We start from the raw sequence: 12,415 nt of genomic DNA, 5'->3' as shown, positions 1-12,415 counted from the left end.
TTAATTCAATACTTCAGATTACCACTATCTTGGATTAAGTTTAACCTTAAACCTGAAGATCATGAAAAGCCAATTTAAACTTTCAATTGACCGTCCATGTGCTGAGAAATTTGAAAACTTTACCTCAACATCTCTTGGTGGTTTTTGTCAAAGTTGCCAAAAAGAAGTGATTGATTTTACTAAAATGACCGATGATGAAATAGTTAGTCATTTTAAAAATGTAAAAGGCAAATCCTGTGGAAGGTTTAAACAAGACCAATTAACAACCTATACAAAGTATTCTCAAGTCAGATCGAATAACAGCTTTAAATGGGCTGGAGTGGGTGCACTTGGTTTGTCTTTGTTGCTACCAGTTAATGAATCTTTCAGTCAGGGTAGAAATGATCAAAATACAGTTTTCGTTGACAGTAAAGTCAATCAAAATATTGAGTTTTCAAATTCAAAGGATAAACACTATGTGAAAGGGACCGTTTTTTATCGGGATGACAAGGAGCCTCTTCCAGGAGTAAATGTAGTAGTAAAAGGTACTACAATAGGAACTGTAACTGACATGGATGGGAAGTTTGAGTTCAAGGAACCTTTAAATACAGGTGATGTCCTTGTTTTTAGTTTTATAGGATTAGTAACTGAAGAGGTTAAAATATCAAATAAATTATCCTTTAATGTTGACTTAGGGATGATTGAAATGGAGGCTGATTTTATGGGTGAAGTTGCGATAAACGAGGTCTATTCATCAAAAGTTTCTTTATGGCAAAAGGTGAAGGGGTTGTTTAAATGAGATTAAGCATTATTGCCTTTTTTCTTGGATTCAGTTTCAATATATCATGGGCTCAAGCCAGAGATTTTGAAGAAGTAAATTTTGTTATGGCTGATAGTATTGCAGAAGCCTATGTGGGATCGGAGCTGATGAACTTACCTAAGCTATCTTACAATTTAACCCACTCTTTAACTTCCGATGTAGAGAAGTTCAGAGCTATTTATACTTGGGTATCTCGAAACATAACTAATGATGTCAATGATTATCTGTTGAATAAACGAAAGCGTGAGAAGTATCAAAATGATGCTGATGCGCTTGAGCTCTGGAATAAAGAGTTTGTAAAAGAATCATTTAGAAAATTACTGAAATACAAAAGAACTGTCTGTACTGGTTACGCCTATTTAGTGAAAGAGCTTGCTTATTTTGCTGGTATAGAAAGTGTAATAGTGGACGGATACGGTCGCACTTCTGGGATCAATGTGATGGAAAAATCCATTCCCAATCATTCATGGAATGCTGTAAAACTTGACGGGAAATGGTATTTGTGTGATGCTACCTGGTCAAGTGGAGGAATGCTGCCCACAGTAAAACTCTTTGTGCCTGATTATAACGATGGTTATTTCCTCGCTGATCCTGAGTTGTTTGCCTTGAGCCATTACCCTTTAGATAAAAAGTGGCTATTGACTGAGAAGGAAAAGACCTTCGAAGAATTTATCAATGACCCATTGGTTTATAAATATGCATTCAGTTATGATGTAATGCCGCTTGTACCTTCAGTGATGAAAAAAGTTATTCAAAAACATGACTCGGTAACTTTTGGTTTTCAGCTGGGGGATATGTCTATCGTTGATAAACTTTCTCTGGAAGTTGCCCGAGGTAATTCTCCAAGAAGTTATACACCAGAGATAGTTGTTGAGGAAAATGGTATGGTGACATTAAATCATGTGTTTAGCTCAAAGGGCACTTTCGATGTTCACTTAAAAGTTGATGATGACTATTTGGCGACTTATGTAGTTGAAGTAAAAAGGATCAATTAAATTTTTATACTTTTTAGGCATAATGTCCACTGAACCTGCTGCGTGTCACTCAAAGAGGACATTGAAATACGATAACCTATCCATCAAAGACCCTTCAGGTAACTCTGATGGAGAGAAATTACTTAAAGTAAATTATAGATACTCATTACTATACCTCAGCAGCTGAATTAAATCAAAACTTTTACCTAGGTTCAGTTGCATAGTGGCCACCAGGCTATGGACCGCAATTAGTTCTCTGTCTATTGATCTGGGGTTTTGTTTACAGGCTTTGCCAATTTCCACTTTGGCGGCATCAAAACCTTTACTTTCATAGGTAATCAGTACACTTACACTATTTTCTTCAGCACTTTTTTGTCTTGGTTTAGGTGTATAACCGATTTGAGCAATCATGGCTTCTGCCAATGCCCATACTGACCATGGGTTTTGACCGGTAATTAAATGTTTATCGATACTCAATTGTTCCAGATAAAGATACCCTTCATCGAATTTGGCGCCTTGCTCTATCAACTTGTCCTGAAGTAAAAATGGAAATATCTCCTTGGCATCCTTAATTAGGAATAACTCTTCTTCATTAGTAAATGCGCTAACCGTCTTGTTTTCCAATAGAGGCCTTCCATTATCTAATTTTACATTTATCAATGCAGCTGGACCATGACATACTGCACCTATTACTTTTCCAGACTGATAATAGTCCTTCAATAATGCCTGAATGTGTTCATTGTCAGGGAAATCAAACATGGCACCTTTGCCACCGACAAAATATATTGCTGCATAATCATCAGGGTTTACTGTACTAATAGCAATGCTATTGCGGACTTTACCTTGAGCTATTGAATCGTTTAAGAAGGCATAGTCAAATTCCTTCATATCATCACCATCAATGACCACAGGAGGCAAACCACCTTTAGTGCTTGCTATATCTACTTCAAAGCCATTGGCCTTAAATACATAATAGGCTCTGGATAATTCAGTGAGTTCGTAACCAGTACTTTTACCACTGCTGCCCATCACACCAACACTGGTGACTACGGCCAATATTTTACCTCGTGGTTCAATAACATTTTCTGTCAGGTACGGCAAATCAGTTGGTAGTGTAGCTTGTAGCTCTTCTTTGGATATTTCAGGTTTAGGAAGCAGGTTGATAAACCAGTATCCGAAAGAGACAATTGAAACGATGAGAACGAGTGTTACAATTAATGACCATTTTAAGATTTTCTTTATCCTCGACATAGTATTTGCTTTTTAAGCAAATGAGGGACTATGCCGTGTGAAAGTCTTTCGAAATGATCATTTCGATAAACAAAAAGATAAATTCGTTAACTGTCTTTGAAAGCCACAGGCGTTTTTCCTGTTTGTTTTTTGAAGGCTGTGTTAAAGCTGGAGATACTATTAAACCCTACTTCAAAGGCAATGGCTGCCATTGTGTGATTCTTAAATGCTTTGGAATGGAGTAATTGTTTTGATTCTTCTATCCGATAATAATTAATAAAGCTATTGAAGTTCTTCCCACTTCGCTGATTGATTACCATAGAAAGCGTCTGAGTGGTAACATTTAAATCCTTGCTCATGGATTTTAAGGTAAGCTCAGGGTTTTGGTACTGTTTTTCATTTTCAACAAGTGCTAACACTCTTGAGTAAAGTTGTCTGCTTTGTTCATCTGAAATGGTGGTGGTTTTGTACTTGGTTTGATCAATTTTTGATATGTAGTCCTTACTGATAACTATAAAACTGATAACATAAGCCACAACAGAATACAATACCGGGCCAACTATATAGGGCACCGTTTCATCAAATAGGTTTAACACATAGACAACCCAGATGGCCAAAAGTCCATAAGTTAATAAGGTAAGTAGTTTGTGAACATCATTATTAAGTTCCTTAGCCCGCCTTACCAATTTGTAGGTAATAAAAATATAAATGATAAAGTGCAGGTAATATGCTATGAACAGTATGGCAAAAAATGGGAGAGGAATTGTTTCTATATGTCGGTCTTCAAGCCATAAACCAAAGCAAACACCCAAAATGGATGGGATGAATTCCAGGAGATACTTCCTTGAGACTACAAATGATTTGTTAATGCATGACTTGGCGAAAAGATAAAACAACGGACCAATGGCCATGATTGTGCCCAGTCCTGCAAATATGAATTTCACATCAAGATCGAGAGTGAACTCTAGAAAAACAGATTTTCCGACTCTAAAGGAAAGAACAAGCAGCAGCAGACCTAGCAGAATGTTTGATAAGCGATTCCCTTTCCGATAAGTCCAAAGAAATATGGCCAGGAACAGCCCATGCACTACTCCAAGGCCGCTAATAATTACAAGGACAATATCATCTACTGACATGCCTGCAAATTAGTCGAAAATTGAAGACTAAAGTGCCAATTACTGATTGATAATGACTTCATAAAATAAGACTAAACCCGAAATACTGACAGGCTCTCATCTTTTCTCCCTACTTAATTCATGGTTTGTTGTGAGCTTAAATAGTAATATAACGATGATGGCTTTGGAGTTAAGACCCTGTCTGAAGTAACTAATATTCTTCATATATTAATTTTTAAAGAAATAACTAGCCTTTAGTATTATTTCTTTATGTAGTTTGTCGAAAACACTTCTATAAGACGCAGATTTTCTTTAGATTAACGGCTTGTATATGCTTCATTTTTGATTTTTTAAGTATTTACTCTGTTTATTTTTTAGAGTGTGATGAGCAAGCATTTTAGGTCAGTTTTACTTTCGAGTGTATTTATTCTTACGGCTTCGGCTGTGAGTAATTCTGCGCCTATAATTACACTTTGCCCTTCCGATATTACTCATACTATAACCACTGGCTGCGATAGAACTGCAACTTGGATAGAACCTTTAGCAGTTGATGTTATCAGTGGTATTAAATCTTTTACAAGTACCCATGATCCAGGAGATACTTTCGAAATTGGTAGAACTACTGTTGTTTATACTGCCATTAATAACAATGATGAAGTGTCTACCTGTACTTTTATTGTAAATATTAAACCAAGTGCTGGTTATGCCTTAGCTAATTGTCCTTCTGACGTAACATTAAATGTAAATGCAGGATGTAACCGTGCTGCTGCATGGGTTGCTCCTACAGTGCCGTGTTCTGAAATAACGCTTTCAAGTGATTATAATCCAGGGGAAACATTTCCTATTGGCACCACTACAGTTACCTATATCGCATCAAAAGGGGTGGACATCTATGCCATTTGTATGTTTGATGTTACGATCAATGATAATATTGCACCCACTTTTGATGTAACTCCCGGTGATATAACTGTTGCCGCTAATGCTGGTTGTGAGGCTACTGTAAACTGGGCTGCACCAACTGTTTTAGATAACTGCACAGATAATATCACACCAACGGGTGATTTTGATCCAGGAGACACATTTCCGCTTGGTACTACTTTAGTTACTTATTCAGCCAGTGATGAGGCAGGAAATCCTGCCACTTATTCTTTTAATGTGACTGTAGAAGATCAAACAGGTCCGGTATTTACAAATCTACCGGCCAACAGAACGGTATCAGCTAGTGCGGTGAATTGCAAAGGTACAACAACATGGCCCACAGTTATAGCTACTGATAATTGTACTTCTAATGTCAGTGATATTGTTTTTTCTCATGCTTCTGGAAGTGCTTTTGATTTAGGTATTACTGAAGTGACTTATACGGCTACCGATGATGAAGGAAATGAAACTATTGAATCTTTCAATGTTACTGTAGTAGATAATACTGACCCCGAGGTGGTTACGTGCCCAGGTAATGTGAACGTTGTAGCAACAGCAGGATGTACTGCGGTGGCTACATGGACAGCTCCAACTTTTGATGATGCCTGTGATATATCACTGTCAGTAAGTAGCTCACATTCCTCTGGTTCAACTTTTGATATCGGCTCTACAACAATTACCTACACAGCTACTGATGACGCAGGCAATCAAACTACATGCACTTTTGATGTTATCGTTACCGATAACACTCCTCCAGTTTTAATGAATTGCCCAACTAATGTTAAAGTAGTTGCAGGGGCTAACTGTGAAGCAGTTGCAAACTGGTCAGCACCAACTGCAACAGACAACTGCTCTTCAAGTATAACCCCAACGGCTAATTTTAGCTCTGGAGACTCATTTCCTCTAGGCACTACAACAGTTACATACACGGCCGTTGATGAGGCTGGGAATATTGTTACTTGTTCTTTCAATGTAATTGTTGAAGATCAGACGGGCCCGGTTTTTTCAAACTTTCCTATTGATCTAGAAGTTTCCGTTAGAGAATTGGATTGCAAAGGTACAGCAACATGGGATACAGTTACTGCTACAGATTTGTGTAACAGCCCTGTCATTATTAATCAATCACATGCATCTGGTGATCTTTTTAATTTAGGAGAGACTGAAGTCACTTATACCGCTACAGATGATGAAGGAAACGAAACCGTTGATTCATTTATCGTTACAGTAGTTGACAGTACACCCCCTGTTATAACTAACTGTCCGTCAGATATTAATTTAATTGCTACCAATTCATGTACTGCGGTGGCTATCTGGTCTGGGCCTACATTCAATGATAGTTGTGACGCTACACCTTCAATAACCAGATCACACACTTCTGGCACATCTTTTCCTATTGGAACCACCTCAGTAACTATTGTTGCCACTGATGAAGCAGGAAACCAAACAGCATGTACATTTAATGTAACAGTTTCAGATATTGTCGCCCCGGTTTTCAATTCCTGCCCATCAAATATAACTGTTGCCGCTTCTGGAGACGGGTGTGAGGCTACCGCTACATGGACTGTTCCCACAGCATCAGATAATTGTTCATCAGACATAGTCCCTACTGCAGACTTCAGCCCGGGAGATGCATTTCCTTTGGGAACAACTACTGTAACTTACACTGCAACTGATGTAGGTGGTAACGAATCCACTTGTTCTTTTGATGTTACGATTATAGACCAGACAGCACCAGTATTTATTGACTGTCCTGAAGATATTGAAATAGCTGCTAATGCCGATTGTGCTGCTATAGTTTCCTGGGTTGCACCTGCGGTAACTGACAATTGTAATTCAGGCGTAACCATTGCTCCAAGTCATAACCCTGAGGATAGTTTTGATTTAGGTACTACCATAGTTACTTATAAAGCTACTGATGAAGCTGGTAATGAGACCACCTGCACTTTCAATGTTACTGTCATTGACGAAACAGGACCTGAAATAGCCAATTGCCCTGTTGATATTGAAATTACTACTGCGGAGTGTGAGGCTGTTGTGAATTGGGAAGCATTGACAGCAGTTGATAATTGCAGCACTGTAACTACAAGTTCCAATTTCTCTCCCGGAGATACGTTTGCATTAGGCACCACAACAGTAGTTTATACTTTTACCGATGATCTGGGCAATGAAAGCCAATGTTCATTTAATGTAACTGTTGTAAATCCGGATGCCCTGCAATTGCTGAACTGTCCTGATGACATATCCATAGAGACTGATGACAGTGGTAGGGCAGAAGTGAGCTGGGCAGAACCAAGTGTGGAAAGTATTTGCACGAATTTCACTACTAGTCAGTCGCACCAGCCGGGCGATACCTTTCAGGAAGGCACAACTTTAGTTACCTATCAATTTACTGATGAGTTTCAGGCAGTAGTCACTTGTTCATTTAATGTAACAGTTTCTATTAGGGATATAGAATTTGATGTTCCCAAACTGCTGACCCCAAATAATGATGGCAATAATGATACATGGGTGCTGGACGGCATTGAGAATTTCCCTGATAATGAAGTGGTAGTAGTGGATAGATGGGGAGGTGAGATCTTCAAAACAACGGGTTATGATAACCAAAGGGTGGTTTGGGATGGAACCAATCAAAATGGCAAAATTGTACCTACAGGTACCTATTTCTTTTACATCTCGGTGAAAACAAATGCATCAACGCAAAAGACGCAGGGCTTTATAGAAATTATACAATAGGATGAAGAAAGCTGTAAGCCATATCGCCATTGTTGTTATCTGCATCTGCTGTGTGCTTGCCAGTAAATCTGCAATGGCACAACAGAATGTTCAGTACACCCAGTACATGTATGATGGCTCGCTGATTAATCCTGCCTATGTGGGAGCTGATGAAGCATTGAGCATGACGCTGGTTCATCGCGATCAGTGGAATGGTTTAGATGGTGCCCCTCAGTCACAAACCTTCTCGGCACATACATTATTCAAGAAAAAACAGTTTGGTACAGGCATTATCATTCATCGCGAAAGCATAGGTATCCATCAAAGGTTCAATGCCGGGGCAAATTTCGCCTATCATTTGCCTACTGGCAAATACAGCTATCTTTCATTTGGCATGCAGGCGGCTGCTTTTAACAGGCGGTCCGATTATCTGGCAGTTCAGGGTAATACTGCAGACCCTTCAGCAGCCAATGGCGATTTTAACGAAACCTATTTTGATGCCAGCTTTGGCCTCTATTTCAGGAGTAGGAAATTTCATATGGGGTATTCAGCTTCTGAAATCCTGCCGAGAAACTATGCTTTGGGAGATACACTCAATGTAAATTCAGATAATTTCAACCACCTTGTTTTCACTAAATTAATTTTACCCCTGAGCAGATCGGTAGATTTAACGCCAAGTGTATTGTTAAAATATTATGCGGGAGCACCGCTATCTTATGATATAAACCTGAATACCACCATCCATGAGGTGGTTTCATTCGGTGTTTCTTACAGAAAGGACGAGTCTGTGGATTTTCTCGTCAGATTAAACATTACCCCGCAGTTTCAGGTTGGGTATGCGTATGATAATCCAATTGGTACGGTAGCGGAATTTGCCAGGGCTTCCAATGAATTGATGCTCAGGTACTTGTTTAAGTTTAAATACGATAAAGTAGTCTCTCCAAGGTGAGGTATTTTTCAGCACATATAAATCGATTTATAAGCAAATCAATTGTCTTTTTCATAGCTGTCTTGTTATGTCTTGGATTTAATGCCGATGCCCAGGAGTCTGTTTTTAGTTTGTTTACAAAGGATTTAGATACTGCTGATGACTATTATGTAAATGGCAATTACAAAAGTGCACTCGATCTTTACGAAGTAGTGGCTTCCAAAAAATCTGCCCCTGCAAATATTGACTTAAGGTTGGCGCGCTGCTATTACTTCACGCATGATTATGCAAAGGCTGTTACCAGCTATGAGAAGTTTATGAAAGTGGAGAAGCTTTCAGACATGGATCAATTCTATTATGCCGAAGCATTAACCGCAACGGGGGATTACACTAAGTCAGCAGAAGTATATGCTATGAGTTATGCCAAGGATAGTCAGAACGAAATGCTGGCGGCCCGAATCTGGCGGATGAACAATATAGCCTACCTTTTTGAAGATTCTGTTGACAATGCTGTGCGTTATATCTCTTTAAACACACCTAATAGCGAATTGAAGGCCTTGCCTTATAATGATGGGGTGGTTTATGTTTCCAATCAGCAGCCGGTATCGATGGTGCAGAAAGTGGACACCAAAACCAATGCTCCGTTCTATCATTTATACTATTCAGATACAAAGCCCGATCCGTTTAGTGTCAATGCCTTGATTTATGATCAGGCAGAATCTTTTGATAGTGACTTAAATGGAGGTTTTCATATTGGCTCACTTGACTTTTATAATGGCCATAGTAAGATGGTGGTGGCCATGACCAGTAAATACAAAAATGAACAGGACAAGTATCCGCTACAGCTTTATTTTGCCGCTAAGAAAAAGAAACGCTGGAAAGTGGTAAAGCCATTTGAGCACAATAACAATGGCTATTCCCTAAGTGAGCCTTCCATTAGTGAAGATGGTAAAAAACTCTATTTTTCTTCAAACCTGCCAGAAGGGTACGGTGGCCGTGATATCTATGTCTCAAATTATAAAGATGGTGCCTGGACAGCTCCTGAAAACCTGGGGCCTGCGGTAAATACCTCAGCGGACGAAATATTCCCTTTTTCTGGTTCTGATCAAACACTTTATTTTTCTTCCAATGGCCATCCCGGACTTGGAGGATCAGATATTTTCAAGGTAGAATTGTTAACAGATGGGTTTGGCGAAGTGGAAAACCTCGGCTATCCTATTAATTCGGGTTATGATGATTTTGCCTTCACTATCGACTCGTTGAACAGGCATGGTTTCTTAAGCTCTAACAGAAAAAATGGAGGCCTTGATGATGATATCTACGAGTTTGACATGGGCTTGCAGAGCTATCCATTGAAAATAGATGGTGTGGTTAAGTTTATTGAGCACAATTGGATGGATTCTACGGATTTGAAGCCTTTACCTAATGTGCAGTTGATATTAATTGATGACAATGGAAACAACAGGGTTACCGAGGCCATATCAGATGATAATGGTAATTTTAGCTTCACTATACCTTTTTACAGCAAGTACAAAATCAGGATAGTCGGGAACGATTTGGATGGCATTGTCAGTTTTGAGGTTCCAAAGTATGCTAAAACCAATTCTACTTACGAAATTGTGGTAGTCAATGACGATTTCAAGAAATCAAAAGAAGGGGTGAAATGAAACGCTTTCACAAATCATATTTTTTTATAGTCTTACAAACCGCTTTGCTTCTGCTCATTATGGCTGCCCAACCGGTGCAGGCACAAGACAATCAGGTAGTACAGATAAAAGCATTTGATGAAGACCTGAAGCCTTATGGCAATATCAAAGTGGGTATCAATCAGGGCAGCCTTATTGATTTAAATGCAAGGGGGACAGCTTTCGCCAACCTCAAAAAAGATGACTTTCCAATCAAATCCATTGCCATTGGGGATAATACTTTGGAGGCTGCCTCATGGAACCTGAGCAAGGGTGTTTTGGAAATTACCATTCGCAAGAAAAGTTATAAAGACATTACTGTGGTGATTCAAAATATGAATGGTGAGGTATTAAGGAGGCAGGCTTTCACTTATAAAGGGGAAAAAACCATCAATACTGCTACTGATGCCAGCGGATCGGCCAGTTTGCCTATGGCGCTAAATGAGCGAATTACGAATGCCAGCCAATTTGAGGTTAAAGGCTATAAGCCAATGAGCGTGGCGCAGAATGGGGCTCAGTATGTGCTTAAGGTAGAATTATTAAACCCTGTTAAGCAGCTGGCAGAAGTGAAACCAGAAGCCAGTCGGCCAGTCATTGATACCAATACTGAAGATTTAAACGCATTTGCGCTCTCACAGCTGGACTCAATACAGTCACTGCAAGAGTTTTATGCTTTGTTTAAGGGGATAAGAATGGACAACCTCTCTGCGGATGCCCGAAATAGCATTGATGCGAAATTTGATGAGCTTTTGGCAGGAGTGGGGAATGGCAATCAGGACTCTACCTCTTATATCACTTACATCACCGATACTACTGTAGTGGAAAATGATCTGGAAAATCTGTTGAAAGAAGTGCAGCGCGAGAATAAACGTCTGAGTTCCCAGAAGTCTGAGTTTGATACTAAAATCAGACTGGTAAATGAAAAGCTGACCCAGGGTTTTGAAAACCTCAGTGATGAAGCCAGGGATGAACTACTCAGCGACCTTAACCTGCTGGAAGAGCTGCTGGCCAATAATGAGAATGAGTTTAACGAGAACCAGAGCAACTATCTGGCGATGATTACTGAGCTTAAGAACAGGTTCTTTGACCTTGAAAAATTGGAAGGCCAGCTCAGTTTGAGTGAGCAAAAGAGACTGGCTGAGAAGAAGCTTTATCAACAAAGGATTTTGGCCATTTCAGCAGTGGTATTATTCTTTGCCTTGTTGCTCGTTTTGTTGCTTTATCTGCGGCTCAGACTTAAAAAACAGCAGAAGCAGTTGCTTAGCGCTAATGAAAATGTGAAACATATCAATCAGAACCTGGAGAGTATAGTGTCTGAAAGGACCGAGATGCTCGAAAAGACCTACAAAGAGCTTGATTTGGTGTTGTATCGTGCTTCTCACGACTTAAGGGCGCCTTTGTGCTCCATTACTGGTCTTAGCCAATTGATTGCGCTCAATACTGATGATGTGCAGCTTACCGATTTGATATTGAAGACCAACAACCAGATGGATAAATTGCTCAAGAAATTGAGCACTATTAGCGAAATCCATCAACCGGGCACCTTTAGCGAAGTGCAACTGGATGACCTCATTTTCGAGGTGACCAGGCGTTTTGATACTATGATCAGGCAAAACAATATTAACCTGGCCGTTGATTGTGCCGATGATCTGGCTATAGTGAGCATCCCATACCTATTGGAGGTGACCCTTCATAACTTGCTGGAAAATGCCTTGTTCTTCACAAGCATTAAAGAAGACCAACTGCGTGAGGTGTCTATAAAAGTCAGAAAAGTGAATAGCCAGCTTTTGATTGAAGTATATGATAACGGTATTGGGATAGATAAGTCCACGGTCAACCAGCTTTTTGAGATGTTCTACATAGGCACTGAGTTTTCCAAGGGCAATGGGCTGGGGCTTTATATAGTAAACAAATCTGTGAACGTGTTGAAAGGCAGTATTGAAGTGGATTCCGTGCAGGGCGAATACACCAGAATAATTGTGAATGTACCCGTTGATGATTCAAAAGGCCATTCTTTGGACTTTTTGAGGCAAAATGAACTAGCTGAGGCCTGA

Annotated in this window: 8 protein-coding genes; 6 read left to right on the top strand and 2 right to left on the bottom strand. The window is 39.6% G+C overall.

Annotated elements, in window-relative coordinates:
• The first annotated feature begins 61 nt into the window (after nt 1-61).
• Nucleotides 62-778, top strand: coding sequence for a carboxypeptidase-like regulatory domain-containing protein (locus tag RIB54_RS02475; protein WP_350099120.1), 717 nt, complete (start codon nt 62-64; stop codon nt 776-778).
• Nucleotides 775-1,794 carry a transglutaminase domain-containing protein gene (locus RIB54_RS02470; protein WP_350099119.1) on the top strand — a complete coding sequence of 340 codons (1,020 nt, stop codon included), beginning with the start codon at nt 775-777 and terminating at the stop codon, nt 1,792-1,794. The genes RIB54_RS02475 and RIB54_RS02470 overlap by 4 nt, the downstream gene beginning before the upstream one ends.
• A gap of 132 nt (nt 1,795-1,926) precedes the next feature.
• Here RIB54_RS02470 and RIB54_RS02465 read toward each other — a convergent pair whose 3' ends face one another.
• Together RIB54_RS02465 and RIB54_RS02460 are read right to left on the bottom strand one after the other, a co-directional pair.
• Complete coding sequence (locus tag RIB54_RS02465) at nt 1,927-3,024, bottom strand: type 1 glutamine amidotransferase domain-containing protein (RefSeq protein WP_350099118.1); 1,098 nt, start codon at nt 3,022-3,024, stop codon at nt 1,927-1,929.
• 86 nt (nt 3,025-3,110) lie between these two features.
• Nucleotides 3,111-4,139, bottom strand: a complete 1,029-nt coding sequence (locus RIB54_RS02460; RefSeq protein ID WP_350099117.1) for a helix-turn-helix domain-containing protein — start codon at nt 4,137-4,139, stop codon at nt 3,111-3,113.
• A 363-nt stretch (nt 4,140-4,502) separates the two neighbouring features.
• On the opposite strand from RIB54_RS02460, the gene RIB54_RS02455 reads away from it, so the two are divergent.
• From RIB54_RS02455 to RIB54_RS02440, 4 genes are read left to right on the top strand one after another with little or no spacing between them, the layout of a single operon-like run.
• The gene (locus RIB54_RS02455; RefSeq protein WP_350099116.1) at nt 4,503-7,769 is read left to right on the top strand and encodes an HYR domain-containing protein; all 3,267 of its coding nucleotides are present in this window, start codon (nt 4,503-4,505) and stop codon (nt 7,767-7,769) included.
• A gap of 1 nt (nt 7,770) precedes the next feature.
• Nucleotides 7,771-8,697, top strand: coding sequence for a PorP/SprF family type IX secretion system membrane protein (locus RIB54_RS02450; RefSeq protein WP_350099115.1), 927 nt, complete (start codon nt 7,771-7,773; stop codon nt 8,695-8,697).
• Nucleotides 8,694-10,343 (top strand): hypothetical protein, encoded by a 1,650-nt coding sequence (locus RIB54_RS02445; RefSeq protein WP_350099113.1) that lies wholly within the window; start codon nt 8,694-8,696, stop codon nt 10,341-10,343. The genes RIB54_RS02450 and RIB54_RS02445 overlap by 4 nt, the downstream gene beginning before the upstream one ends.
• Nucleotides 10,340-12,415: a sensor histidine kinase gene (locus tag RIB54_RS02440; RefSeq protein ID WP_350099112.1), complete on the top strand. Its 2,076-nt coding sequence runs from the start codon at nt 10,340-10,342 to the stop codon at nt 12,413-12,415. Before RIB54_RS02445 ends, RIB54_RS02440 begins: the two co-directional genes overlap by 4 nt.

Origin of the sequence: Fulvivirga sp., from assembly GCF_040218215.1 — a bacterium.
GTDB lineage: Bacteria > Bacteroidota > Bacteroidia > Cytophagales > Cyclobacteriaceae > Fulvivirga.
Note: the sequence above shows the minus strand (reverse complement) of the source record. Positions and strands in the feature narration are given on the sequence as shown.

Coding starts and splice junctions, on each gene's coding strand:
- RIB54_RS02450 (WP_350099115.1), top strand. CDS start 7,771: ATGAAGAAAGCTGTAAGCCATATCGCCATTGTTGTTATCTGCATCTGC.
- RIB54_RS02455 (WP_350099116.1), top strand. CDS start 4,503: ATGAGCAAGCATTTTAGGTCAGTTTTACTTTCGAGTGTATTTATTCTT.
- RIB54_RS02440 (WP_350099112.1), top strand. CDS start 10,340: ATGAAACGCTTTCACAAATCATATTTTTTTATAGTCTTACAAACCGCT.
- RIB54_RS02475 (WP_350099120.1), top strand. CDS start 62: ATGAAAAGCCAATTTAAACTTTCAATTGACCGTCCATGTGCTGAGAAA.
- RIB54_RS02460 (WP_350099117.1), bottom strand. CDS start 4,139: ATGTCAGTAGATGATATTGTCCTTGTAATTATTAGCGGCCTTGGAGTA.
- RIB54_RS02465 (WP_350099118.1), bottom strand. CDS start 3,024: ATGTCGAGGATAAAGAAAATCTTAAAATGGTCATTAATTGTAACACTC.
- RIB54_RS02470 (WP_350099119.1), top strand. CDS start 775: ATGAGATTAAGCATTATTGCCTTTTTTCTTGGATTCAGTTTCAATATA.